General features: G+C 70.2%; 23 protein-coding genes and 1 riboswitch. Of the genes, 16 read left to right on the forward strand and 7 right to left on the reverse strand.

The features are described 5' to 3' along the window. Positions 1 to 5 precede the first annotated feature (5 nt). Entirely contained in the window at positions 6 to 845 is an 840-nt protein-coding gene (locus tag ACQHII_RS39245; RefSeq protein ID WP_427923699.1) for a DUF1963 domain-containing protein, read from the reverse strand. 232 nt (positions 846 to 1,077) lie between these two features. On the opposite strand from ACQHII_RS39245, the gene ACQHII_RS39250 reads away from it, so the two are divergent. Beyond that, on the forward strand, positions 1,078 to 1,866 hold the full coding sequence (locus tag ACQHII_RS39250; RefSeq protein WP_427923700.1) for a carbon-nitrogen hydrolase family protein: 789 nt from the start codon (positions 1,078 to 1,080) through the stop codon (positions 1,864 to 1,866). A 60-nt stretch (positions 1,867 to 1,926) separates the two neighbouring features. Then, positions 1,927 to 3,627: a flavin monoamine oxidase family protein gene (locus ACQHII_RS39255; protein ID WP_427923701.1), complete on the forward strand. Its 1,701-nt coding sequence runs from the start codon at positions 1,927 to 1,929 to the stop codon at positions 3,625 to 3,627. 7 nt (positions 3,628 to 3,634) lie between these two features. Here ACQHII_RS39255 and ACQHII_RS39260 read toward each other — a convergent pair whose 3' ends face one another. Both ACQHII_RS39260 and ACQHII_RS39265 read right to left on the reverse strand, forming a co-directional pair. Continuing rightward, on the reverse strand, positions 3,635 to 4,561 hold the full coding sequence (locus ACQHII_RS39260) for an LLM class F420-dependent oxidoreductase (RefSeq protein WP_427923702.1): 927 nt from the start codon (positions 4,559 to 4,561) through the stop codon (positions 3,635 to 3,637). Between the two features lie 95 nt (positions 4,562 to 4,656). After that, complete coding sequence (locus ACQHII_RS39265) at positions 4,657 to 5,343, reverse strand: DUF5995 family protein (protein ID WP_427923703.1); 687 nt, start codon at positions 5,341 to 5,343, stop codon at positions 4,657 to 4,659. 147 nt (positions 5,344 to 5,490) lie between these two features. On the opposite strand from ACQHII_RS39265, the gene ACQHII_RS39270 reads away from it, so the two are divergent. Further along, positions 5,491 to 6,600 (forward strand): glycoside hydrolase family 6 protein, encoded by a 1,110-nt coding sequence (locus ACQHII_RS39270; RefSeq protein WP_427925508.1) that lies wholly within the window; start codon positions 5,491 to 5,493, stop codon positions 6,598 to 6,600. Positions 6,601 to 6,693: 93 nt separating this feature from the next. Beyond that, the gene (locus ACQHII_RS39275; RefSeq protein WP_427925509.1) at positions 6,694 to 7,203 is read left to right on the forward strand and encodes a class I SAM-dependent methyltransferase; all 510 of its coding nucleotides are present in this window, start codon (positions 6,694 to 6,696) and stop codon (positions 7,201 to 7,203) included. Positions 7,204 to 7,232: 29 nt separating this feature from the next. Here the strand turns inward: ACQHII_RS39275 and ACQHII_RS39280 are convergent, their stop codons facing one another. Beyond that, complete coding sequence (locus tag ACQHII_RS39280) at positions 7,233 to 7,841, reverse strand: flavin reductase family protein (RefSeq protein ID WP_427923704.1); 609 nt, start codon at positions 7,839 to 7,841, stop codon at positions 7,233 to 7,235. Between the two features lie 280 nt (positions 7,842 to 8,121). Between ACQHII_RS39280 and ACQHII_RS39285 the strand changes: the two genes are divergently transcribed. After that, positions 8,122 to 9,387 (forward strand): alginate lyase family protein, encoded by a 1,266-nt coding sequence (locus ACQHII_RS39285; protein ID WP_427923705.1) that lies wholly within the window; start codon positions 8,122 to 8,124, stop codon positions 9,385 to 9,387. Positions 9,388 to 9,531: 144 nt separating this feature from the next. Further along, positions 9,532 to 9,990, forward strand: a complete 459-nt coding sequence (locus ACQHII_RS39290; RefSeq protein ID WP_427923706.1) for an acyl-CoA thioesterase — start codon at positions 9,532 to 9,534, stop codon at positions 9,988 to 9,990. Here the strand turns inward: ACQHII_RS39290 and ACQHII_RS39295 are convergent. Next, positions 9,950 to 11,161, reverse strand: a complete 1,212-nt coding sequence (locus tag ACQHII_RS39295) for an MFS transporter (RefSeq protein ID WP_427923707.1) — start codon at positions 11,159 to 11,161, stop codon at positions 9,950 to 9,952. The two genes, ACQHII_RS39290 and ACQHII_RS39295, sit on opposite strands and share 41 nt — an antisense overlap. Before the next feature lie 134 nt (positions 11,162 to 11,295). Between ACQHII_RS39295 and ACQHII_RS39300 the strand changes: the two genes are divergently transcribed. The 10 genes from ACQHII_RS39300 to ACQHII_RS39345 all read left to right on the forward strand — a co-directional run bounded on the left by ACQHII_RS39300 (position 11,296) and on the right by ACQHII_RS39345 (position 20,402). Continuing rightward, entirely contained in the window at positions 11,296 to 12,534 is a 1,239-nt protein-coding gene (locus tag ACQHII_RS39300) for an ROK family transcriptional regulator (RefSeq protein WP_427923708.1), read from the forward strand. Positions 12,535 to 12,765: 231 nt separating this feature from the next. Continuing rightward, positions 12,766 to 12,899, forward strand: a riboswitch (FMN riboswitch). 150 nt (positions 12,900 to 13,049) lie between these two features. Then, positions 13,050 to 13,652 carry a riboflavin synthase gene (locus ACQHII_RS39305; protein WP_399122318.1) on the forward strand — a complete coding sequence of 201 codons (603 nt, stop codon included), beginning with the start codon at positions 13,050 to 13,052 and terminating at the stop codon, positions 13,650 to 13,652. Beyond that, the gene (gene pnuC, locus ACQHII_RS39310) at positions 13,649 to 14,293 is read left to right on the forward strand and encodes a nicotinamide riboside transporter PnuC (protein ID WP_427923709.1); all 645 of its coding nucleotides are present in this window, start codon (positions 13,649 to 13,651) and stop codon (positions 14,291 to 14,293) included. Before ACQHII_RS39305 ends, pnuC begins: the two co-directional genes overlap by 4 nt. Further along, complete coding sequence (locus ACQHII_RS39315; RefSeq protein WP_427923710.1) at positions 14,290 to 15,579, forward strand: bifunctional 3,4-dihydroxy-2-butanone-4-phosphate synthase/GTP cyclohydrolase II; 1,290 nt, start codon at positions 14,290 to 14,292, stop codon at positions 15,577 to 15,579. The genes pnuC and ACQHII_RS39315 overlap by 4 nt, the downstream gene beginning before the upstream one ends. 50 nt (positions 15,580 to 15,629) lie before the next feature. Further along, positions 15,630 to 16,115 (forward strand): 6,7-dimethyl-8-ribityllumazine synthase, encoded by a 486-nt coding sequence (ribH, locus tag ACQHII_RS39320; RefSeq protein ID WP_399122321.1) that lies wholly within the window; start codon positions 15,630 to 15,632, stop codon positions 16,113 to 16,115. A gap of 33 nt (positions 16,116 to 16,148) precedes the next feature. After that, positions 16,149 to 16,421 carry a phosphoribosyl-ATP diphosphatase gene (locus tag ACQHII_RS39325; protein ID WP_018534786.1) on the forward strand — a complete coding sequence of 91 codons (273 nt, stop codon included), beginning with the start codon at positions 16,149 to 16,151 and terminating at the stop codon, positions 16,419 to 16,421. 60 nt (positions 16,422 to 16,481) lie between these two features. Then, entirely contained in the window at positions 16,482 to 17,330 is an 849-nt protein-coding gene (gene hisG, locus ACQHII_RS39330; RefSeq protein WP_427923711.1) for an ATP phosphoribosyltransferase, read from the forward strand. A 50-nt stretch (positions 17,331 to 17,380) separates the two neighbouring features. Further along, positions 17,381 to 17,824, forward strand: coding sequence for a PH domain-containing protein (locus ACQHII_RS39335; RefSeq protein WP_427923712.1), 444 nt, complete (start codon positions 17,381 to 17,383; stop codon positions 17,822 to 17,824). A gap of 176 nt (positions 17,825 to 18,000) precedes the next feature. After that, positions 18,001 to 19,335 carry a hemolysin family protein gene (locus ACQHII_RS39340; protein WP_427923713.1) on the forward strand — a complete coding sequence of 445 codons (1,335 nt, stop codon included), beginning with the start codon at positions 18,001 to 18,003 and terminating at the stop codon, positions 19,333 to 19,335. Further along, entirely contained in the window at positions 19,332 to 20,402 is a 1,071-nt protein-coding gene (locus ACQHII_RS39345) for a hemolysin family protein (RefSeq protein WP_427923714.1), read from the forward strand. Before ACQHII_RS39340 ends, ACQHII_RS39345 begins: the two co-directional genes overlap by 4 nt. 78 nt (positions 20,403 to 20,480) lie before the next feature. On the opposite strand, the gene ACQHII_RS39350 is transcribed toward ACQHII_RS39345, so the two are convergent. Together ACQHII_RS39350 and ACQHII_RS39355 are read right to left on the reverse strand one after the other, a co-directional pair. Further along, positions 20,481 to 22,340, reverse strand: a complete 1,860-nt coding sequence (locus tag ACQHII_RS39350; RefSeq protein ID WP_427923715.1) for an AAA family ATPase — start codon at positions 22,338 to 22,340, stop codon at positions 20,481 to 20,483. A gap of 433 nt (positions 22,341 to 22,773) precedes the next feature. Continuing rightward, complete coding sequence (locus tag ACQHII_RS39355; protein WP_427923716.1) at positions 22,774 to 23,394, reverse strand: uridine kinase family protein; 621 nt, start codon at positions 23,392 to 23,394, stop codon at positions 22,774 to 22,776. Positions 23,395 to 23,595 lie beyond the last annotated feature (201 nt).

The following is a 23,595-nucleotide window of genomic DNA, read 5'->3' on the forward strand; positions in this document are numbered from 1 at the left end:
CCCTGTCAGGGATTCCAGAAGAACGACACGTGCGCGCGGTCGAAGCGGCGGTCGGCCAGATCCTGCCGCGGTATCACCCAGTGCAGGGTGGAGCCCTCCCGGCCGTCGAGACCGATGTCCCACTGGGCGAGCAGCACCCACTCCTCGGGCGCGGGCAGCTCCGTGGTGTCGCCCCGGAACCGTCGCGCGTCCTTCGCCTCGTCGGCGGCGTCCATGACGGGGTCCGCCTCCGTGCACTCGTGGGAGGCGTACCCGCCGATGTGCAGCGGTCCGTCGACGACGATGTCGCCGTAGGTCTGCTCCCATGTCTCGGCCAGCTCCCAGGCACGGGGATGGCCGGGGAGCGTGACGGCCTCCCCGCCGCGCTCCTCGGACCGGACCAGGAAGTGGGACGCCATGGAGACATCGGGCGCCAGCCGCAGCTCCTCCTGCGGGAACTGCTCGTAGACGGAGTCGTCGTAGCCGTCGTTCTTCGTGGTGCGCTCCTCGACGGGTGTTCCCTCGGGGATGTACACGACCTCTCCGGCCGGTGCGCTGTAGCTCGGCAGGTCGGGAAAGCCGAAGAGCAGCAGGCGGCCGTCGGCGGGCAGCGGAAGGCCCGTCACCTCCTCCGGCAGGGCCGCGCAGTCGAGGGTGGCGAGTAACGGGAACCAGGGGTCGGGGACGTCGGCGGGCAGCAGCAGCGGCCCGCCGAACCTGCCGACGACCGGTCCGTCCCCACGGGTGACGAGGGTCGCGCAGGGACGGGCGGCGGCGATCCACCCCTCGACGTCCTGGAGCGGTATCCAGCGCCGCAGCGCCTCAGCGCGGAACGGTTCGAGCCGGTTGATCAGTTCGGGATTCATGGGCGGAAACCTACGCCCGGGGTCTGACAGCCGGTGTGCCGCACGGGAAGGACAGTCCCTCACCAGGCACGCAACGAATCGCCGCCCCACCGCACCCGCACGCAACAAAACGCTCACCGGCGCGCAACGGCTCCTTCTTGTCCGGCCCAGCCCCTCGGCCGTACCGTCTAGGTGGCCCCCGAAAGGTGCCTCTTCAACCTCTTCAACCTTTTCGTACCGGTGAGGAACCCGCATGCGCACCGCCCTGCTCCAGAGCTCCGGCCGCCCCGGCTCCGTCGTCGAGAACCTCAAGGTCCTCGACGAGGCCGCCGGCCGGGCCGCGGCCGGCGGTGCCGTGCTGCTCGCCGCGCCGGAGATGTTCCTCACCGGATACGCGATCGGCGACGACATCGGCCACCTCGCCGAACCCGCCGACGGCGACTGGGCCGACACGGTCGCCGAGATCGCCGGCCGGCACGGGCTCGCCATCGCCTACGGCTACCCGGAGCGCGACGGCGACGCCGTCCACAACTCCGCCCAGCTGATCTCCGCCGACGGCGACCGCCTCGCGAACTACCGCAAGACCCACCTCTTCGGCGACTTCGAGCGCGCCCACTTCACCCCCGGCGAACAGCCCGTCGTCCAGGCCAAGTTGAACGGCCTGACCATCGGCCTGATGATCTGTTACGACGTGGAGTTCCCGGAGCCGGTCCGCGCCCACGCCCTCGCCGGCACCGACCTGCTGCTCGTCCCGACGGCGAACATGGTCCCGTTCCAGCTGGTCGCCGAGTCCGTGGTCCCGGTGCGGGCCTGGGAGAACCAGATGTACGTGGCGTACATCAACCGCATCGGCCAGGAAGGGGAGTTCGACTTCTTCGGCCTCTCCACGCTCGCCGGTCCGGACGGAGTCGCCCGCACCAAGGCGGGCCGCGGCGAGGAACTGCTCCTCGGCGACGTGGACCCCGCGTTCCTCGCCGAGTCCCGTGCCGCGAACCCGTATCTGACGGACCGCCGCCCCGGCCTCTACGGGTCCCTGGCCTGAATCCCCCCCTGCCCTTCCCGCACTTGACCTTGTTCTTGTTCCGCTAGGAGTCCGTACCCCATGACGTCCACGGTGCCCAACGCCGTCCAGCACGCCGACGAGCGGCAGCCGCCGATCACCATGTTCGGGCCGGACTTCCCCTACGCCTACGACGACTTCCTCGCCCACCCGGCGGGCCTCGGCCAGATACCCGCGACCGAGCACGGCACCGAAGTCGCGGTCATCGGGGGCGGGTTGTCCGGCATCGTCGCCGCCTACGAACTGATGAAGATGGGCCTCAAGCCCGTCGTCTACGAGGCCGACCAGATCGGCGGCCGGCTGCGCACGGTCGGTTTCGAGGGGCCCGGCACCGAGGAACTCACCGCCGAGATGGGCGCGATGCGCTTCCCGCCCTCCTCCACCGCCCTCCAGCACTACATCGACCTGGTGGGACTCGAGACCCGCCCGTTCCCCAACCCCCTTGCGGAGGCGACCCCTTCGACCGTCGTCGACCTCAAGGGCGAGTCCCACTACGCCACGACGGTCGACGACCTCCCGCAGGTCTACCGCGACGTCATGCACGCCTGGAACGCCTGCCTCGAAGAGGGCGCCGACTTCTCCGACATGAACCGCGCCATGCGCGAACGCGACGTCCCGCGCATCCGCGAGATCTGGTCGAAGCTCGTCGAGAAGCTCGACAACCAGACCTTCTACGGCTTCCTCTGCGACTCCGAGTCCTTCAGGTCCTTCCGGCACCGCGAGATCTTCGGCCAGGTCGGCTTCGGCACCGGCGGCTGGGACACCGACTTCCCCAACTCGATCCTCGAGATCCTGCGCGTCGTCTACACCGAGGCCGACGACCACCACCGCGGCCTCGTCGGCGGCTCCCAGCAACTCCCGCTCAGGCTCTGGGGACGCGAGCCGCAGAAGATCGTCCACTGGCCCTACGGCACCTCGCTCGCGTCCCTGCACGTGAACGGCGAACCCCGCCCGGCCGTCACCCGGCTGCACCGCACGGCCGGCAACCGGATCACCGTGACGGACGCGAACGGCGACATCCGCACGTACCAGGCGGCGATCTTCACCGCCCAGTCCTGGATGCTGCTCTCCAAGATCGCCTGCGACGACTCGCTCTTCCCGATCGACCACTGGACGGCGATCGAGCGCACCCACTACATGGAGAGCTCCAAGCTCTTCGTCCCGGTCGACCGGCCGTTCTGGCTCGACAAGGACGAGGTGACGGGGAGGGACGTCATGTCGATGACCCTCACCGACCGTATGACGCGCGGCACTTACCTCCTCGACGACGGCCCGGACAAGCCGGCCGTCATCTGCCTCTCGTACACCTGGTGCGACGACAGCCTCAAGTGGCTGCCGCTGTCCGCCAACGAGCGGATGGAGGTCATGCTGAAGTCGCTCGGCGAGATCTACCCGAAGGTCGACATCAGGAAGCACGTCATCGGCAACCCGGTGACCGTCTCCTGGGAGAACGAGCCCTACTTCATGGGCGCGTTCAAGGCCAACCTGCCCGGCCACTACCGCTACCAGCGGCGCCTGTTCACCCACTTCATGCAGGACCGGCTGCCCGAGGACAAGCGGGGCGTCTTCCTCGCCGGCGACGACATCTCCTGGACGGCCGGCTGGGCCGAGGGCGCCGTCCAGACCGCGCTGAACGCCGTCTGGGGCGTCATGCACCAGCTCGGCGGCGCGACCGACCCGACCAACCCGGGGCCCGGGGACGTCTACGACACGATCGCGCCGGTCGAACTGCCTGAGGACTGAAGGGAGTTCAGACCCCGGCCGCCCGCGCCTTCGCGTACACCTCGGCGGCGACGTCCTTGAGTTCCTGGGCGTCCCGCGGGGTGGTCTGGAGGTCGATCAGGATCTCCTCCAGGCCGACCGCCGCGTGGGCCACCAGGTCCTCGACGATCTGGTCGGCGCTGCCCTGGAAGGGCTGGCGGTCGGGTCCGTCATACGGCTTGGCCGTGTACACGGTGTTGACCCGCACGACCACCTGGATCGGTTCGGTGCGCCCGCGTTCGGCCGCCAGGTCCTGCAACTCCCGCCACTGGGCGGCCAGTTGTTCGGCGCCCATACCCACCGGAAGCCAGCCGTCGGCATGGTCGACCAGCCGCCGCCGGGCCTTCTTGTTGGACGCGGCCAGCATGATGGGGATCGGTCGGGCGGGCTTCGGCCCGACCACGGCGGAGGCTATCTTCGTCAGCTGCCCGTCGTACTTGACCGGGTCGGGCCCCCAGACCGCACGGCACACCTCGATCAACTCGTCGAGTACCGTGCCGCGGTCCTCGAACGGCCGGATACCGGAGGCCGCGTACTCGTCGAGCGACCAGCCGGTGCCCAGGCCCGCGATCACCCGGCCGCCGCTCGCCGCGTCCAACGAGGCCAGGGACCTGGCCAGTTGGAAGGGCGTGTGCAGCGGTGCCACCAGCACGCTGCTGCCCAGTCGCGCCCGCTCGGTGGCCGCCGCCGCGAGGGTCAGCGTGACCAGCGGCTCGGCCACGTTCCGGTACGTGTCGGGCCAGGGCAGACCCGGGACGCCGTACAGCCCCTGGGTGGCGGGCTCCGGGAAGAGGGCCCGCTCGAAGACCCACAGGCTGTCGTAGCCGATCTGTTCGGCCGTGCGGGCAACGTCGGGAACGTCCGCGCCGATGCTGTACTGCCGCATCTGGGGAAGGCTGAGGCCGAGCCGAGTCATACCGGTGCTCCTTTGCGGTCGGGTGCGTGCCGTCAACGCAGGGCGGTCACCAGGAGATTCCGAAGCGGCTCGCGCGGCGGTCGGATCAGGCCACCTCAGCCGGGCAGCGGGGTGAGCATCATGCGGCCCGCGAGCCCCACCGCCGCGTCCAGCCGTTCGGTGAACTCCTCGGCGACGTCGGGCAGTCCGCGCAGCGCCCACAGGGCCCGCGCCGCCGTCCAGGTGGCGTCCCGGGCGCGCTCCAGGCTCCAGGAGCCGAGCAGATGGGTGAGCGGATCGGCGATCTGGAACAGGTCGGGGCCCGGCATCAGCTCTTCGCGGATGCGCTCCTCCAGCGCCACGAGGAGATCGCCCACGCGGTCGAACTCGTCCTCCAGATCGGCCGGTTCGCAGCCGAGCGTACGACAGGCGTCCACCACGGCGAGCGCGAGGTCGTGGCCGATGTGCGCGTTGATGCCCGACAACGCGAACTGCAGCGGTCGTACGCCCGGATGCCTGCGCAGCTGGAACAGCGGGCGCCAACAGGCGGGCGCGCGGCGCCCGTTGGCGACCGCGTCGACGGCCGCCAGATAGCGTTCCGCGAACCGTACGTCCAGCGTGATCGCGGCCCGTGGGTCCCTGAACCGCCCGGCATCGACGCTCCGGTCGACCGCCTCCGTGACGGCGAGGTAGACGCGGTTGAACACCGCGACCCCGTCCCGGGCGGGCAGTTCCTCGTCGAGCGCGCGCAGCCGGGAGACGACCTTGTCCACGGGTGTGGTGAAGTGTGCCAATTGCCCCATGGGGGCAGCGTCCCAGTCCTAGGCTGGCCGAGGTGCCGGCGGGTCCGACACTTCCCCAGAACGGGGGAACGGGTGCGACGCACGGGAGGGGGCGGCAGCGTGTCGGGTACGCGTGGCCGGCGGCGCGGGCGGTCCGCCCGGCGGAGCGTGCTGGTCGTGGCCGCGTCGGTCGTGGTCGCGGTCGGCACGGTGACCGGGATGATCAGAGCGCTGGACGACGGCAGCGGTGCGGACTCGGCGCGGCCCGACGCGACGGGGGCGACGCTGCTGGTGCCGCTGCCCGACACCCCCTCGGTGTCGAACTCCCCGTCCGCGAAGGCGAGTTCGTCCGCCCGCCCGAAGAGGACCGCCACGACCGGCACCACGCGGAAGCCGCGACGGACCGCTCCTGTCTCCCCGCGCCTCTACCGCCACCCCGAGTCCCAGGTCCTCGACTGGGTCCGCGACCACCCCGACGACCCCCGTACCGAGGTCATCGAGTCCCGGATCGCGGACCAGCCGGCGGCGGTGTGGTTCGCCGACTTCACACCGTCGACCATCACCTCCCGCGTCCGCGCGGTCACTTCGGGCGCCGCCGCGCAGGGCAGGGTGCCGGTCGTCGTCCCGTACGCGATCCCGGACCGCGACTGCGGCGGGGCCTCCGAGGGCGGGGCGGACGACTTCGCCGCGTACGACGGCTGGATCGACAACTTCGCGGCGGGCCTCGGCTCCCGGGAGGTCGTCGTGATACTCGAACCCGACTCCATAGCCCAGGCCGACTGCCTCTCCGACGCCCAACGCGCCGACCGTTTCGAGGCGTTGGCCCGCGCGGGCCGCGTCCTGAAGGCCGCCGACCCACAGGCCCGCGTGTACTACGACGCCGGCCACTCCGACTGGAACCCGGCCGGGCAGCAGGCGGCCCTCCTCAAGCAGGCGGGCGCTGCCTCCGCCGAGTCCTCCGACGGGATCTTCAGCAACGTCTCGAATTTCCACACCACTTCGGCCGAGATCGCCTACGACCGCCAGGTCCTCGACGCCCTGGGCGGCCCCGCGGGTCTCGGCGCCGTCATCGACACCAGCCGCAACGGCAACGGCGCCCCGGCCGACGGCCAGTGGTGCGACCCGGCCGGCCGCAAGATCGGCCGGGCACCGACCCTCGACACGGGGGAGGCGCGGATCGACGGCTATCTGTGGGTGAAACTCCCGGGGGAGTCGGACGGCTGCAAGGGCGCGGCCGGCACGTTCACGGCCTCGTACGCCTACGACTTGGCCCGCTGACCGCTGAGCACGTACGCGATGGGAAGAACTTCCGCGGAGACAGCCAGACTTGATGTCCAGGACGCGCTGTACGGAGGGTTCACGTAGTACCTTCTGCGGGCTGCCGGCCTGCGGGAGGGAATGCGCGTCCTCGACGTCGGCTGCGGCACGGGCGGAGTGTCTCTCGCCGCCGCCCGAATTGCCGGCCCGCGGGGGCGTGTTGTGGGCGTGGACATGAATCCGGCGGTACTGGAGACCGCGCGCGCCAATGCCGCCGCGGCGGCGATGGAGAACGTCGGCTTCGAGCACCATGTGCTGCCCGATGTCGAACTGGCGGAACCTGTCGACGCGTTGGTGGGCCGGCTCATCCTGATGCATCTCGCGGACCCCGTGGCGGTCGTGAAAGCGCTGACCAGGTCGGTCCGTCCCGGCGGCCTTGTGATGTTCCAGGAGATCAATGTCTCGCGGGCACGCGCCATCCCGGACGTGCCCCTGGTGACGACCTGCCGCGAGCGGATCTGCGCGGCACGGCGCGAAGCGGGCAGCGACCCCGACATGGGCGAACAACTGGCCCGGGTACTGCGATCCGCGGGACCGGCTCGACCGGTGCGCGGGGTCGCGTAGTGCACGGGGTCCGGCGGGAATCCGGGCTCCTAACTCGATGCCGGCCAGTCGGTGTATCGAATTCGGCGCAGGTCGAGAACTTCGCCGATGGTGCTCCACTCGTCTTTTCCGAGGCGTGCCAGGGGCCGTAGGCGAGTGATGTCCGGATGGCCGTTCTCCAGAACCGTTTCGTCGACCGCGATATGGACCACCCGTCCGAATACCACGGTGGAGTCGCCCAGCCGGAGGGTGCTGTGGAGTTCGCATTCCAGCGCCACGGGGGAGCGGGCGACCCGTGGCGCCTTCACCCGTGCGCTGGTCTCGCGCGCCACTCCCACCGCGTCGAACTCGCTGACACCGTGCGGGAAGTCGGTGGCGGTCCTGTTCACCTCGTCGACGAGCGGCTCCGGAGCGAGGTTGACCACGAACTGTCCGGTGGCCTCGACATTGCGGAGTGAGTCCTTACGGCCGACCGAGGTGAACTGGACGATGGGCGGCGTGACCGACGAGATCGTGAAGAAGGAGTGCGGGGCGAGATTGTCGACGCCGTCGGCGGAGACGGTCGAAACCCAGGCGATGGGGCGCGGAACGACGGTCGACGTGAGCAGCCGATAAACCGCGAAGGGTTCGAGCTCGGCCGGGTTGTATTCAGAGCGCATACCAGCGATATATCAGATGCCCGTGCGGCGCTGTGCCCCTGTCCCGGCGGTCCCGCCCGACACCGCGTCCGTGCGAAAGACCCGTACGCCGATGCGAAAGCGGGGCGGCGGGCGCCGCCGGGTCTGAGATCCGCTGCGAGGCTCACCGTCTCCGTACATGAAGGCGGTCCGGACCATTGCCACGCGTACCTGGCAGTTCTACGCTCAAATGGTCCCACTCATGAACTGCGTTCACATTTATGATCGGAGTCGCCTGGTGAGTGCACCGATGAGATCCCTGGTGAGTGCGAGACCCCGACTGGGTGTCCTGCTCGCGGCGGTGGCCACGCTGACCGCCGTGTTCGTCCCCGCCGCCTCGGCGCACCCGGCGTCGGCCGCCCCCGACACCGCCGTCCTCGACGGAGCCCGCCTCCAGCAGACCAAGCTCCGCCTGGACCACGGCGACCCCCAACTCCGGCGCGTCCTGCGGAACTTGACGACGCGCGCCGACAACTGGCTCGACCAGGGCCCCTGGACGGTCGTGGACAAGCCGAAACCCGCCCCCGGCGGCGATGTTCACGACTACCTGAGCCAGGCCCCGTACTGGTGGCCCACGACCACCCCGACCGCCGACAACCCCTGGGGCTGCCCGTACGTGCAGCGCGACGGGCAGCGCAACCCCGAGGTCGACACGGGGACCGACCGCCAGGACGTCGAGAAGGTCTTCGACTCGACGTACGACCTCACGCTCGCCTGGTACTACACCGGCGACAAGCGCTACGCGCGGAAGGCCGGCCAGGTCCTGCGCACCTGGTTCCTCGACCCGGCCACGAGGATGAACCCCAACCTGAACCACGCCCAGTTCATCCCCTGCAAGTACGACGGCCGCGCCATCGGCATCATCGACTTCTCCCAGTCGTACACCAGCGTCGTCGACGCCCTCGCGATCCTCGGCACCGGCGCCCCCGGCTGGACGAAGACCGACCGCACGGCGATGACCAAGTGGAACTCCGACTTCCTCGGCTGGCTGAGGAACAGCGCCTTCGGCAAGGAGGAGGGCGCCGCCGCCAACAACCACGGCACGTTCTACGACATGCAGCTCGCCGCCCTCGCCTACGCGACCGGCGACAAGGCGCTGGCGAAGCGCACCGTGCTGGACGCGCGCGCCAAACGCATCGACCCGCAGATCGCGGGCGACGGCAGCCAGCCGCAGGAGCTGGCGCGGACCCGGAGCTGGCACTACTCGACCTTCGACCTGGTCGCCTACACCCGGCTCGCGGCCATCGGCCGGCATGTCGGCGTGAACCTGTGGACCTATCAAGGCCCGGACGGCCAGGGCCTGTTGAAGGCCGTCGACTATCTGCTCCCCGCCGCGACCGGAGCCGCCGCATGGCCGCACCCGGAGCTGGAGTTCTACCGCTACGCGGCGAGCGACATCGTCCACGCGGCGGCCGACGCGGGCGACGCACAGGCCAGGGCTGCCGTACCGAAGCTGGAGGTGCCGCCGGGCGGCGACCTGTGGGCACTGCGCCCGGCGGCCGAACAACTGGACTCGATCGCGGGCTGACACGGGCGCGAGGACCTGTGCGTCATCGGTTCACCGGCCCGCCCGGCCTCGGCCCTCTCGAACAGGGGTTCCTGAGCGGTCGCTTAGAATGGGGCGTCCCCACAGTCTCCACCGCCCCACTCAGCACCGCTCGGGAGCCCCGCCGTGACCGTCGAAAGTCCGTCCGCCACCGTCCTCGCCCACGGCCGGCTCATCCCCGTCACCGTCCACTTCGACGACCTCGACGCCCTCGGCATGCTGCACAACGCCCGGTACCCACTGCTCGTCGAGCGGGCCTGGACCGAGCTGTGGGAGGAGCACGGTGTCCGCTTCGACGGGGACTGGGCCAGTGCCGGTGACGCGTGCAACGTAGTGAAGGAGCTGCTGATCAGCTACGAGGCACCGGTCACCAAGCCCGGTACGTACGCCGTCCACCTGTGGCTGGACCGGCTCGGCACGACCGGACTGACGTACGGTTTCCGGCTCTGCTCGGCGGACGGCTCGGTGACGTACGCGACCGGCACCCGCGTGCTGGTCCGGCTGGATGCCGGGACGCTGCGCCCCGCGCCCTGGAGTGAGGGCTTCAGAGCTGCCGGTCGGGCACTGCTGCGCTCGGAGAACTGACCTTCGGGCGGTCCCGGTCGCCGGCGCGCAGTACGCCCGCGAAGACCGCGAGCCCACCGGCCAGCGCCGTGACCAGGCAGAACGACACCATCAGGCTCGTCGCCTGCGCGACCCCGCCGATCAGGCTCGGCGCGATCAGCCCGGAGGTGTAGGTGATGGTGGCCACGCCCGCGATGGCCTGGCTCGGGTTCGGCCCGCTGTGACCCGCCGCCGCGAAGCACAGCGGTACGACCACGGCGATGCCCAGACCGAGCAGCGCGAAGCCGCCCATCGCCAGCGCCGGACTGTCCGCGACGACGATCAGCAGCCCGCCGCACACGGCCAGCACCCCGCCCGCGCGGACCGTACGCACCGAGCCGAAGCGGTTCACCACCGCGTCGCCCACCAGCCGGGCCACCGCCATCGTCAGCATGAAACCGGTCGTCGAGGCCGCCGCCAGCCCGGCCGACGTGCCCAACTGGTCGTGCAGATACACCGCCGACCAGTCCAGGCTGGCCCCCTCGGCGAACACCGCGCAGAAGCCCACCGCACCGATGAGCAGCGCCGACCGGGGCGGCAGCGTGAACCGGGGCGGGGCCTCCTCCTCCACCCCCGGCTGGATGTCGAGCACCCAGCGACAGGCGGTCACGCCGAGCACGGTGAGGATCAGGGCCGCGATGAGATGGTGCACGCGCGCGTCCGAGCCGAGATGCGCGGCCAGCGTGCCGCCCGCCGAACCGATCAGGGCGCCCGCGCTCCACATCCCGTGCAGACTCGACATGATCGACTTGTCCATGAGGCGCTCGATCTCGACCCCGAGCGCGTTCATCGCGACATCGGCCATGCCCGCGCTCGCCCCGTACGTGAACATCGCCAGGCACAGCGTGACCAGGTTCGGCGCGAGGGACGGCAGGATCAGGGACATCGTCCACATGGAGATCAGCCCGCGCAGTGCCGTACGGCTGCCGAAGCGGTGCGTGATCCAACCGGCCAGCGGCATCGAGCAGGAGGCGCCGAACGCCCCGAAGGCGAGCGCGAAACCGAGCCAGCCGGCGGCGACATGCGCGTGCTCCTGGATCCACGGCACCCGGGTCGCGAAGGAGCCGGTGACCGCGCCGTGCACGGTGAAGACGGCCGCCACGGCGTACCGGGCGCGCTTCACCTCGTGTCGGTCGTAGACCACTTCGCTCATTCTCCGGCCCCTCCTGCTGTTCGGATCCCGTCCCCGCCCCCAGCTGCGTCGCGTAAACTATCAGGAACCCTGCCTGATAGATAGAGAATTACCGGCCGCCAGCCGCACCCCCTCGATCTGGGAGGATTCCCGGCATGCCCGCATCCCCGAGCACCGCCCGGGCCATCAACGACCGGCTCGCCCTGCGCCTGTTGCAGCGCGAAGGCCCGCTGACGGCAGGGCAGTTGAAGCAGCTCACCGGACTGTCCCGGCCCACCGTCGCCGACCTCGTCGAACGCCTCACGGCCTCCGGACTGATCGAGATGGTCGGCGAGTCGGGAGCCCAACGGCGGGGCCCGAACGCCCGGTTGTACGGCATCGTCGGCGACCGCGCCCATCTGGCCGCGCTGGATGTCCGCCTGGAGAGCGTCTCCGTGCTCGTCTCCGACCTGGTCGGCCGGGTCCTGGCCGAGGCGTCCGTGCCGATCGACGCCGACGCGGGGACGGGACCGGCGGTGGAACAGGCCGTCGCCCTGGTGGAGCGCGCGGTGAAGGAGGCGGGGACCGGCTCAACCGGGCCTGGGGCGACGGGAGTTCGGGGACCCGAGTCCGTACGCGAGTGGGGCAGTCTGCACACCGTCGGCATCGGCGCCCCCGGTCTGATCGACCCGGCCACGGGTGAACTCCGCGACACCACCGGCCTGCCGGCCTGGCACCGCAGCCTGGTGGGCGCCCTTCAGGAGCGGCTGCCCGACGCCCGCGTCGTCGTCGAGAACGAGACCAACCTCGCGGCCCTGGCGGAGATGCGCGACGGCGCGGCCCGGGACCGGGACACCTTCGTCCTCCTCTGGCTGGACATGGGCATCGGCGCGGCAGTGGTTCTGGACGGCGCACTGCGCAGGGGAGCGTCCGGCGGCGCGGGCGAGCTCGGCTTCCTGCCGGTGCCGGGCACGCGGGGACTTCCGTCGGCGACGGACTGCGAAGGGGGCTTCCACTCGCTGGCCGGCGCGGCGGCGGTGCTCGAACTGGCCCGGGACTGCGGGGTGTTGGACGTCGCCGGCGAGGGAGAGATGGCGACCGCGGCGCAGGTCGTGCGGTGGGCGGTCGCCACGGTGGCCGATGTCCGCGCCGCCCGTTTCCTGGACACCCTCGCCGATCGCCTCGCCCTGGGCGTCGCGTCCGTCGTCGCGCTGCTGGACCCCGGGTGCGTGGTCCTCGGAGGCGAGGTAGGGCAGGCCGGTGGCGACGTACTCGCCGTACGTGTGGCCGAGCGGAGCGCCGGTATGTCGCCGCTGTCCGTGGAGGTGCGCCCCAGCGTCCTCGGCGATACGGCCGTCCTCCGCGGCGCGCTGCTGACGGCCCAGGACGGTGCGCAGGACGACCTGTTCGGCTGAGGAGCCCGGGTCTGTCCGGCTGAGGGGCCCGGCGGTGGGCAAGGGCCGTCGTCACCACCGCCGGACCGGTCCAGAGGTGTCCTGTCCGGGTGATCCGGAAAAGGACTAGACCAGATGATCCAGCAGGTGAGGGCCGCTTGAGAAGTCCATCGACACCCTCTGTGAGCCACCCCACACACTTCACCTGGATGGACCCTTGCCAGGCGTGGCACACTTGCCATGTACCAGAAGCAGCGCACTCCGGGGTCGGTGAAAGTCCGAACCGGCGGTTACAGTCCGCGACCCGTCCGTGTAGTTCAGCGGCCGGTTGACCAGGTGAAATTCCTGGACCGACGGTTAAAGTCCGGATGGGAGGCAGTGCGCGGCGGGCGGGCATTCGTGCGCGCCGCCGTATCGGCTCGTCCTGTGTGGACGGGCTCTGTCCGGCGTCGTTCTCGGTGCTTCCGTTCGTTTCATTCTGTCGTCTTCGACAGGCCCCGGAGTCCGTGCCCCGATGTGGCAGGAGGACCCGGGAAGTGTTCACCGGAATCGTCGAAGAGCTGGGTGAGGTCACCGCCGTCGAGAGTCTCGACGACGCCTCCCGCTTCCGTCTGCGCGGCCCGATCGTCACCGAGGGCGCGAAGCACGGCGACTCCATCGCCGTGAACGGCGTCTGTCTCACCGTCGTCGAGCACGAGGGTGACGAGTTCACCGCCGACGTCATGGCCGAGACCCTGAACCGCTCCAGCCTCGGCGCCCTCGCCGTCGGCTCCCGCGTCAACCTCGAACGCCCCATGGCCCTCGGCGCCCGCCTCGGCGGACACATCGTGCAGGGCCATGTCGACGGCACCGGCGCGGTGTTGGAGCGCAAGCCGTCCGAGAACTGGGAGCTCGTCAAGATCTCCCTCCCCGCCGACCTCACGCGCTATGTCGTCGAGAAGGGCTCCATCACGGTCGACGGCATCAGCCTCACCGTCGTCGACGCGGGCCCCGACTACTTCACGGTCAGCCTCATCCCCACCACCCTCGACCTGACCACGCTCGGCCTCAAGCAGCCCGGCGACCCGGTCAACCTCGAAGTGGACGTCATCGCCAAGTACGTCGAGCGGCTCATGGGCGACCGCGAGGTGACCCCGTGAACTGGCTCAACTCCGAGGCCTTCGTCCTGTTCGGCCAGCACATCAAGTGGTCGGACATGATCGGCAACGTCGTCGGCCTGATCGCCCTGGCCTTCGGCTGGCGGCGCTCGATCTGGAGCTGGCCCACCCAGTTCGTCTCCGGCGTGATCCTCTTCGCCGCCTTCGCCACTGCCCACCTCTCCGGCAGCGCAGGCAAGCAGATCGTCGTCATGGTCGTCGCGGTCTACGGCTGGTGGCAGTGGAACCGCGGCAAGGGCCAGTCCGGCGACGGCCACATCACCCCCCGCTTCGCCACCTGGCGCGAGCGCGCGATCCTCGTCGGCTCCGCCGCCGTGGGGACGGTCGCGGTGGCCGCCCTCTTCAAGGCGTACCCGTCCCTCTCCTGGGACCCGTGGCCCGACGCGTACATCTTCGTCGGCACGATCGTCGCGATGTACGCCCAGGCCCGCGGCATGGTCGAGTTCTGGTTCGCCTGGCTCCTGGTCGACCTCGTCGGCGTCCCCCTCAACTTCGCCAACGGCTTCGCCTTCTCCGGCTTCGTCTACGTCATCTACGGCGCACTCGTCCTGTGGGGCATGCGCGACTGGTGGCTGCGCTCCCGCAAGGCCCCGCAGCCCGTCCTGGAAGGAGCGCCGGCATGACAGCGGCACCGATCCTGTACAGCACCGACGGTTTCGAGGACTTCTCCCTCGACCCGGTCGAGCAGGCCATCGCCGACATCGCGGCCGGCCGCCCGGTCGTGGTCGTCGACGACGAGGACCGCGAGAACGAGGGCGACCTCGTCATCGCCGCCGAGAAGGCCACCCCCGAGATCGTCGCCTTCATGATGAGCGAGTGCCGAGGCCTGATCTGCGCCCCCATGGAGGGCGACGAGCTGGACCGGCTCCGGCTCCCGCAGATGGTCGAGGACAACACCGAGTCGATGAAGACCGCGTTCACCGTCTCCGTGGACGCGTCCGCCGCCCACGGTGTGACCACCGGTATCTCGGCCGCCGACCGCGCGACCACGCTCCGGCTCCTGGCGAGCGGCGCCGTCGAGGCCGACGACTTCGTCCGCCCCGGCCACATCTTCCCGCTGCGCGCCCGCTCCGGCGGCGTGCTGACGCGCAACGGCCACACCGAGGCCGCCGTCGACCTCGCCCGCCTCGCGGGACTGCGCCCGGCCGGCGCGATCGTCGAGATCGCCGGCGAGGACGGCCGGATGCTCCGCCTCCCCGAACTGATCCCGTTCGCCCGCAAGCACGGCCTGACGATCATCTCCATCGAGGACCTGATCGCCTACCGGGGGACCGCCGAACCCACCGTCCGCCGCGAGGCCGAGGTCCAACTCCCCACCCGCCACGGCCAGTTCACCGCCTACGGCTACCGCTCCACCGTCGACGGCGTCGAGCACGTCGCCCTCGTCCACGGCGAGATCGGCGACGGCGAGGACGTTCTGGTCCGCGTCCACTCCGAGTGCCTCACCGGCGACGTCTTCCACTCCCTGCGCTGCGACTGCGGCCCCCAGCTGGAGGCCTCGCTGGAGCGCATCCAGGAGGAGGGCAGGGGAGTGGTGGTCTACCTGCGCGGCCACGAGGGGCGCGGCATCGGCCTGCTCTCCAAGCTCCGGGCGTACGAGCTCCAGGAGCGCGGCCGGGACACCCTCGACGCCAACCTGGAACTCGGCCTGCCCGCCGACGCCCGGGACTACGGCGCCGGCGCCCAGATCCTGGAGGACCTCGGCGTCCGCAGCCTGCGCCTGATGACCAACAACCCCGACAAGACCGACGCGCTCGTCCGGCACGGCCTCAAGGTCACCGGCCGCGAGCCGATGCCGATACAGGCGGGCGAGCACAACCTCCGCTACCTGCGCACCAAGCGGGACCGGATGGGCCACGACCTGCCCTGGCTGGACACGGCCCCCGTGTCCACCTGCGGCAACCAGTAACCGCGCAATCGCACTTCTACGGCAATCACACTTCTAGGAGACAAGAGAACGTGAGCGGCAAGGGCGCACCGGAACTGTCCGTACGCAACGTCGGAGACCTGCGGGTCGCCGTCATCGCGGCGCAGTGGCACGAAAAGGTGATGGACGGTCTGGTGGACGGCGCCCTGCGCGCCCTGCACGACCTGGGGATCGACGAGCCGACCCTGCTCCGGGTCCCCGGCAGCTGGGAACTCCCGGTCGTGGCAAAGGTGTTGGCGGGCCGGGGCTACGACGCGATCGTCGCCCTCGGCGTCGTCATCCGAGGCGGCACCCCGCACTTCGAGTACGTGTGCCAGGGCGTGGTCCAGGGACTCACCCAGGTCTCCGTCGAAACCGGAGTCCCCGTCGGCATGGGCGTCCTGACCTGCGACACCGAGGAGCAGGCCCTGGACCGGGCCGGCCTTGCGGGCTCGAACGAGGACAAGGGGCACGAGGCGGTGACGGCGGCCGTGGCGACGGCGGCCACCCTCCGCTCAGTATCCGAACCCTGGCGATGAGGTGTGCCGCCAACTCTGTAGTGTTGGGACATCATGTCCAATAAGACGTTCGAGGAGCTCTTCACCGAGCTCCAGCAGAAGGCCGCCACGGGCGACCCCGCCACTTCCCGCACCGCAGAGCTGGTCGGCAAGGGCGTCCATGCCATCGGCAAGAAGGTCGTCGAAGAGGCCGCCGAGGTCTGGATGGCCGCCGAGTACGAGGGCAAGGAGGCGGCTGCCGAGGAGATCTCGCAGCTGCTCTACCACGTCCAGGTGATGATGGTCGCCCGCGGAATCTCGCTGGACGACGTCTACGCCCACCTGTAAGAACACCTTCAGAACCGTTTGCGACACCTCACCCCATTTCACGCGAAGGAAGCCGACCTCATGCTGCGCATCGCCGTCCCCAACAAGGGTTCCCTGTCAGGACCTGCGGCGGACATGCTGCATGAGGCCGGCTACCAGCAGCGGCGGGAGTCCAAGGAACTGCGGATCGTCGACCCGGTCAACGAGGTCGAGTTCTTCTACCTCCGCCCCCGCGACATCGCGATCTACGTCTCGTCGGGCCGCCTCGACATCGGCATCACCGGCCGCGACCTGCTCATCGACTCCGCCGCCTCCGCCGAGGAGATCCTCCCGCTCGGCTTCGCCCGCTCCACGTTCCGCTTCGCCTCCAAGCCCGGCGCGGCGAGCAGTGTGGCGGACCTCAAGGGCAAGACGGTCGCCACCTCGTACGAGGGCATCGTCGCGGGGCACCTCGCCGACAACGGCATCGACGCCTCCGTCGTCCACCTCGACGGCGCCGTGGAGACGGCCATCGAACTCGGCGTGGCCGAGGTCATCGCGGACGTGGTCGAGACCGGCACCAGCCTGCGCAACGCGGGACTCGAGGTCTTCGGCGACCCCATCATGAAGTCCGAGGCCGTCGTCATCCGCCGCAAGGGCGCCGATGTCGAGGAGCCCAAGGTCCAGCAGTTCCTGCGCCGCCTCCAGGGCGTCCTGGTCGCCAGGACCTACGTGATGATGGACTACGACTGCCGGGTCGAGCAGCTGGAGAAGGCCGTCGCGCTCACCCCCGGCCTGGAGTCCCCGACCGTCTCCCCGCTGCACAACGAGGGCTGGGTCGCCGTCCGCGCGATGGTCCCCGCCAAGGAGGCGCAGCGGATCATGGACGACCTGTACGACATCGGTGCCCGGGCCATCCTGACGACGGCTATCCACGCCTGCCGTCTCTGAGAAACACTCCGAGCAACACGTCCAGGAACACGCCGAGGACCACAGCGACCATGTCCGAACTCCCCGCCCTGCCGGTCACGTTCCGGCCGGGCCGCACCCGTGCCGTCCTGCTCACCGCGGGCGCCGCGATCTTCGTCGTCATCACGGCCGTCGCACTGCTCCTGGAACAGCTCGGCCCGGGGGAGAAGCTCAGCTTCGTCTTCACCGGAGCCCTGCTCTTCGCCGTGCTGGCCGTGCTCGCGCGCGTGAAGGTCGTCGCCGACGAGACTGGTGTCACCGTCGTCAACATCGCCAGCAGGCGCCGTCTGGAGTGGGCCGAGATCCTCCAGGTGAACCTGCGGCCCGGCGACCCCTGGGTCTTCCTCAACCTCAGCGACGGCACGAGCCTCCCCGTGCTCGGCATCCAGCCCGGCATCGCCAAGGAGCGGGCCATCGCCGACGCGCGCACTCTGCGGGCGCTCGCCGAAGCCCACTCGACAAGGGATCTGCCGTAGATGGCCATGTCTTGATTAATCTGTTGTCGGTGGCGTTTTTCGTTCCCGCCTCCGCCACCGAGGTTCCCCCCTGTTCCCAGAGGCACCCTGCGACCCGAGGAGTGACTCCCTCCAGCGATGGACGGATCGTCCTGTAGTACCTGCGCCGCCCCCTCCCGACATATCGAGGCGGCGGCATGACCATCCCCCTGCTGCTCCTGGGAGCGGCGATCCTGCTGATTCTGGCCAACGGCTTCTTCGTTGCCGCCGAGTTCGGGCTCGTCACCGTGGAGCGCCCCGAGGCCGAGAAGGCCGCCGCCGAGGGCGACCGACGGGCCGCCACGGTCGTCGAGTCGCTCAAGGAGCTGTCCTTCCAGCTCTCCGGCACCCAGCTCGGCATCACCATCACCTCCCTGGTCGTCGGCATGCTCGCCGAACCGGCCCTGGCCCAGCTCCTGCACGGCCCGTTCAGCGCGATCGGTATCCCCGAGGGCGCCGTCTCCGGTGTCGCCGTGGTCGTCGGCATGCTGCTCGCCTCCGCCGTGCAGATGGTGATCGGCGAACTCGTGCCCAAGAACTGGGCGGTGTCGCGGCCCCTTCAGGTCGCGCGCTTCGTCGCCGCACCGCAGCACGCCTTCGCCCGGCTGTTCCGCCCGGTGATCTCCGCGCTGAACACCGTCGCCAACCGGCTCGTCCGAGCCCTGGGCGTCGAGCCCACCGAGGAACTGGCCTCGGCCCGCACCCCCGGCGAACTCGTCTCCCTGGCCCGGCACTCCGCGCAGGCCGGCGCCCTGGAACAGGACACGGCCGATCTCTTCGTACGGACCCTGTCGCTGGGCGAGTTGACCGCACAGCACGTCATGACCCCGCGCGTGAAGGTCAGCGCGCTCCAGTCGTCCGCGACCGCCGAGGACGTGGTCAACCTGACCCGCGCCACGGGTCTCTCGCGCTTCCCGGTCTACCGAGAGAAGATCGACGAGATCGTCGGCATGGTCCACCTCAAGGACGCCCTGGCCGTGCCCGCGCACGCCAGGCTCCGCACCCCCGTCACCAGCATCGCCAAGTCCCCGCTGCTGGTCCCCGAGACCCTGCCCGTCCAGCCCCTCCTGGCCCGGCTGCGCAGCGAGCAGCCGATCGCCGTCGTCGTCGACGAGTACGGCGGTACGGCCGGAGTGGTCACCCTGGAGGACATCGTCGAGGAACTCGTCGGCGAGGTCCGCGACGAACACGACGGCCAGGACGTACCCGAACTCGCCGCGGCTCCGTCCGAGGACGGCAAGCCCGCCTGGGACGCCGACGGCAGCTGCCGCGTCGACATCCTCCAGCGCATAGGCCTGGACGTCCCCGAAGGACCGTACGAGACGGTCGCCGGACTGGTCGCCGACCTCCTCGGCCGCATCCCCGCCCCCGGCGACAAGGCCGAACTCCCCGGCTGGCGGCTCTCGGTGCGCCAGGTCGGCCACTACCGCGCCGAACGGGTCCGCCTGGTCCGCACGGCTCCCGCCGTGAACGCCGTGGAGGCGGCCCGATGACCGTCCTCCAACTCCTCTTCGCCGTACTCCTGGTACTCGCCAACGGCTTCTTCGTCGGCGCCGAGTTCGCCCTCGTCTCCGTCCGCCGCAGCCAGATCGAACCCCTCGGCACGGCCCGCGCCCGCCAGGTCCTCTACGGCCTGGAGCGCCTGCCGCAGATGATGGCGGCGGCCCAATTCGGCATCACCGTCTGCTCGTTGACGCTCGGCGCGGTTGCCGAGCCGACGGTCGCGCACGTCCTGGAGCCGGTCTTCGAGTGGATGCACCTGCCCGAGGGCATGATCCACCCCCTCGGCTACATCCTCGCCCTGGCGGCCGTGGTCTTCTTCCACCTCGTCATCGGCGAGATGGTCCCGAAGAACCTCGCGATGGCCGCGCCGGAGAAGGCCGCGATGTGGCTCAGCCCCGGCCTGGTCGCCTTCGCCCGGGTCTGCAAGCCGATCACCATCGCCCTCGGCGCCGTCGCCCAGGCCATCCTGCGGCTCTTCCACGTCGAGCCCAAGGACGAGGTCGAGGCCGTCTTCACCAGCGAACAGCTCAACCGCCTGGTGGAGGACTCGGGCCAGGCCGGCCTCCTCGACCCCGAGGAACAGGAACGCCTGGAGGACGCACTGGAGTTGGGCTCCCGCCCGGTCACCGACGTCCTCCTGCGCCGCGAGAACCTGGTCACGGTCAGCCCCTCGGTCACCCCGGGCGAGATCGTCGCCCTCACCGCCCGCACCGGCTACTCCCGCTTCCCGATCGCGGCGGAGACCGGCGCCTTCATGGGCTACCTCCACGTCAAGGACGTCCTGGACCTGGAGGAGTCCGAGAGGGCGGTCCCGCAACAGATCTGGCGCCCCATGACGACGCTACGGTCCGAACTCCCTCTCGACGACGCCCTGACGGTGATGCGCCGCGCGGCCACGCACTTGGCCCAGGTGGCCGACGCATCCGGCAAGGTCCTGGGCCTGGTGGCGATGGAGGACGTACTGGAACTGCTGGTGGGCGAGGTGACGGACCCGGCTCACCGGGAGGTGCCGGCACAGCCACGAACGGCGGAAGTGAAAGAGACGGTACCGAGCTGACGCAGGTCCCCCTGCGCCCCGTTTTTAGGGGCGCGGGGAACTGCGCGACCAGCCACAACGCACCCGCACTCGTACTGCTCAGCCCTCCGCAGGCCCCCGCCCCGACAACACCTCTCCATACGCCTGCATCAGATCCGGCAACCGCAGAGTCGACAAGTCATCCCGAGACAACATCCCGGGATACACCGACAGCCGCAGATCCCGATACGCACAGCTCTTCTCGTACAGGGTCCGCAGGAACCGCCCGTTCCCGAGCTCGTCGATCCACCCCTGATCCACCACGTGCCCGGCGATGGACCGCAGCTCGTCCAACGCCTCCTCGTCCCAGACGTCCCCGTTCTCCGCCGCCAACACCTCACCGATGGAGGTGAGTTCGAGAGGCCGGTACGAAGGAAAGTCGACGCGGGTGGTGAACCGGGAGGACAGCCCGGGGTTCGCGGCGAGCAGCCGGTCCATGCCCTCGGGATAGCCGGCCAGTATCACCACGAGGTGGTCGCGGTTGTCCTCGGCCCGCTTCAGCAGTACCTGCAAGGCCTCGTCGCCGTACGCGTCGCCCTTGCCGTAACCGGAGTTGGAGAGCGAGTAGGCCTCGTCGACGAAGAGCACGCCGCCGATCGCGGAGTCGATCAACTCGTTGGCCTTCACGGCCGTTTGCCCGAGGTACTCGCCGACCAGATCGGCCCGCTGCGCCTCGACGAGATGGTCGCCGCCGAGCAGCCCGAGGGCGTAGAAGACGCGGCCGAGTATGCGGGCCACGGTGGTCTTGCCGGTGCCCGAGGGCCCGGAGAAGACGAAGTGCCGTTTCGGCGGCTGGACCGGCAGCCCCTGCCCGGCCCGCAGCCGGGCCATGTTCAACTGGGCCGACAGCGCCTTGACCTGTCGCTTCACCGGCTCCAACCCCACCATGCGCTCAAGCTCGTTGAGCGCCTCCTCGAGTAAGACGGGGTCGGTGGGCCCGGTGGGCGGCGGCGTCACCGGCACCGAGGTCTTCTCGCGCACGGAGTCGGCGGCCGAGGACAGCGGCCCGGTCGGCGGAAGACCCGGCTCCGACAGCTTCAGGTCGCGTCCCTCCGCGCCGAACAGCGGATCGAGTCCGTCGGGGCTCTCCAGCGCGTCCTGCCCGCCGGAGAGCGTGATCGCGGCGAGGTCGGTGACGTCCTCGGAGCCGTCGTACCCGTCGGAGTCGGTGATCGCGGCGAGCCGTGCCGAGGTGTCCATGAACGCGGGGTCGACGCGGTGCACCGCCCGGTACAGGGGGAGCGCGGCGGCACTGCGGCCGGTGCCCTCGTGGGCCCGCGCCAGCCAGTACCGCAACTCCTTGCGCTGCGGCTGTTCGCTGCGGCAGCGCATCAGCGCGGAGGACAGCAGCGGCTCCGCCTGGCCGTACATCTCGAGCCGGACCCGGGCCATCCCGCCGAACAACCCGGCCTCGATGCCCAGGAGTTGGTCGTTCAGCAGTGGATCGGTGTGCCGGACCAGCTGCTCCCAGTCCTTGACCAGATAGGCGCGGCAGGCGTGCAGGAAGCGGACCTGGTGGTCGGTGTCGACGGGCGGCAGTCCGGCCAACGCGCGGTCCAGTTCGGGCACATGGCGGCCGTCCAGCCAGTGCGAGGCATGCGCGAGCAGCAGATCGCGCGGGCTCTCCAGCACGGGCTGGACCCACCAGCCGAGCCAGTACCAGGAGTTGAGCGTACGGCGGTGTCTGGTGCGCTGTTCCCCGAAGCGTTCCCGGTGCCGGTACATCCGCAGCAGCGCGGTCGTCGTGTCGACGCGCAGCGCGTGCAGTCCGAGCCAGCCGTCGGCCATCCCGGGATCCATCCGTACCGCGGTGCGGAACTCCTCCTCCGCCTGCGGATAAGCGCCCATCGTGTAGGCGTCCACGCCTCGCAGCCACGCGAGGTCGGCCGGGGCCTCGGGGCCCTGCGTGCCGAAGTCCATCACGTCCCCCCACAAACCGTGCCCCCGTTGATTCGCCGCCGGGCCGGCGCCCGTCGGCAGTCTGGGTCGAACCGCTGTGCCGCGGACGGGAGTTGCCGTGGTGCGCGAAGCAGCCGTCCGTTGGTCGCACCCTGGGCATCGTACCTGCGGGGCAGTCGCCCTTCGAAGGGTGCCGCACAGGCCGTTTGGCGAGGTGGGAGCAGATGGGGCGCACTCGGGACGGTGACCCAGGGTGAGCAAATCACGGCTCGTAGCGGCCGGAAAAGCGGCTGAGAGCAGAACGAAGCCCCCGATCACGGGGGAACAACCGGGGGCTTCGCGACTCTGGGCGGCTCCGAACGGCCGCACATCCAGAACGTAAGACCTGTACGGCCCCTGGGTCAAGCCGAGTTGAGGCACTCAGACAAGTTCGAGCATGACGGTCTTCACAAGTTCAGCACACTGCGGGCGGTTCGTCACCGTGGGTGATTTCGTGGTCCGGTCCAATCGTCCCGGAGGGCCCCGGCAGCACCTCGTACCCCTTCGGCAACTGCCGTACCAGGAAGTTTGCGTGCGGTCGCGAAGGGTCCTCGGCGAAGTGTTCGCGCTCCGCCTCGACCCACCCGTCCCAGAAGTCCCGTTGCTCACTCCCGTCCCGCAGCCGTCCCCGTGCCCAGGACTCGTCCCGGGGCAGCTCCATCCACAGCAGCCGCGCGAGGAACGGCCGTACCGCCCGGCGTCCGGCGCCGACACCCTCGATCAGGACCACGGGTGCGGGCGGCAGAGCGCGGGGTGTGCCGAAGCGCCGGGTGTGCCAGTCGTAGGGGGTGTAGTGGGCGGTCCGGCCGTGGCCGAGCGGGGTGATCACCTGGCTCAGCAGCCGGTCGGTCCAGCCGAACAGCTCGTCGTGGGTGGCGAGGTCGTCCAGGTGCAGCACGGGCGCCCCGCCCAGGGCCGCGGCCAGCCGCCCGGCGAACGTGGACTTCCCGGACCCCGCGTGCCCGTCGACACCGACGAGCCGGACCGGGCCACAGGACGGGGGAAGGAGGCGGAGTCGGCGGGCGAGGTCGTGCATGACTGGTCCCGGGAGGTCGTGGGTGATGCCGCAGGTCGCCGGGACAGTCTAGGGAGCGGTCGCTCCCACCCCAGGTCATGCCAGTGGTCGATACCAATATTGGTGAGTGTGGCGAGGTTCGAAGTGCTGGCAGCGGGGAGCCGTGTGTGCCCATAGTGGGCGCACATCCGTCCATTCGATTTGTCCCGACTCGGAACACCC

The sequence above is a fragment of the Streptomyces sp. cg40 genome (assembly GCF_050320165.1).
GTDB lineage: Bacteria > Actinomycetota > Actinomycetes > Streptomycetales > Streptomycetaceae > Streptomyces > Streptomyces hokutonensis.

Excerpts from the sequence above, each read along its gene's own strand:
- ACQHII_RS39245 (WP_427923699.1), bottom strand. The coding sequence starts at position 845 with ATGAATCCCGAACTGATCAACCGGCTCGAACCGTTCCGCGCTGAGGCG.
- hisG (WP_427923711.1), top strand. The coding sequence starts at position 16,482 with ATGCTGCGCATCGCCGTCCCCAACAAGGGTTCCCTGTCAGGACCTGCG.
- ACQHII_RS39280 (WP_427923704.1), bottom strand. The coding sequence starts at position 7,841 with ATGCGCTCTGAATACAACCCGGCCGAGCTCGAACCCTTCGCGGTTTAT.
- ACQHII_RS39335 (WP_427923712.1), top strand. The coding sequence starts at position 17,381 with ATGTCCGAACTCCCCGCCCTGCCGGTCACGTTCCGGCCGGGCCGCACC.
- ACQHII_RS39350 (WP_427923715.1), bottom strand. The coding sequence starts at position 22,340 with ATGGACTTCGGCACGCAGGGCCCCGAGGCCCCGGCCGACCTCGCGTGG.
- ACQHII_RS39355 (WP_427923716.1), bottom strand. The coding sequence starts at position 23,394 with ATGCACGACCTCGCCCGCCGACTCCGCCTCCTTCCCCCGTCCTGTGGC.
- ACQHII_RS39300 (WP_427923708.1), top strand. The coding sequence starts at position 11,296 with ATGCCCGCATCCCCGAGCACCGCCCGGGCCATCAACGACCGGCTCGCC.
- ACQHII_RS39345 (WP_427923714.1), top strand. The coding sequence starts at position 19,332 with ATGACCGTCCTCCAACTCCTCTTCGCCGTACTCCTGGTACTCGCCAAC.
- ACQHII_RS39315 (WP_427923710.1), top strand. The coding sequence starts at position 14,290 with ATGACAGCGGCACCGATCCTGTACAGCACCGACGGTTTCGAGGACTTC.
- ACQHII_RS39325 (WP_018534786.1), top strand. The coding sequence starts at position 16,149 with ATGTCCAATAAGACGTTCGAGGAGCTCTTCACCGAGCTCCAGCAGAAG.
- ACQHII_RS39250 (WP_427923700.1), top strand. The coding sequence starts at position 1,078 with ATGCGCACCGCCCTGCTCCAGAGCTCCGGCCGCCCCGGCTCCGTCGTC.
- ACQHII_RS39260 (WP_427923702.1), bottom strand. The coding sequence starts at position 4,561 with ATGACTCGGCTCGGCCTCAGCCTTCCCCAGATGCGGCAGTACAGCATC.
- ACQHII_RS39340 (WP_427923713.1), top strand. The coding sequence starts at position 18,001 with ATGACCATCCCCCTGCTGCTCCTGGGAGCGGCGATCCTGCTGATTCTG.
- ACQHII_RS39295 (WP_427923707.1), bottom strand. The coding sequence starts at position 11,161 with ATGAGCGAAGTGGTCTACGACCGACACGAGGTGAAGCGCGCCCGGTAC.
- ACQHII_RS39255 (WP_427923701.1), top strand. The coding sequence starts at position 1,927 with ATGACGTCCACGGTGCCCAACGCCGTCCAGCACGCCGACGAGCGGCAG.
- ACQHII_RS39265 (WP_427923703.1), bottom strand. The coding sequence starts at position 5,343 with ATGGGGCAATTGGCACACTTCACCACACCCGTGGACAAGGTCGTCTCC.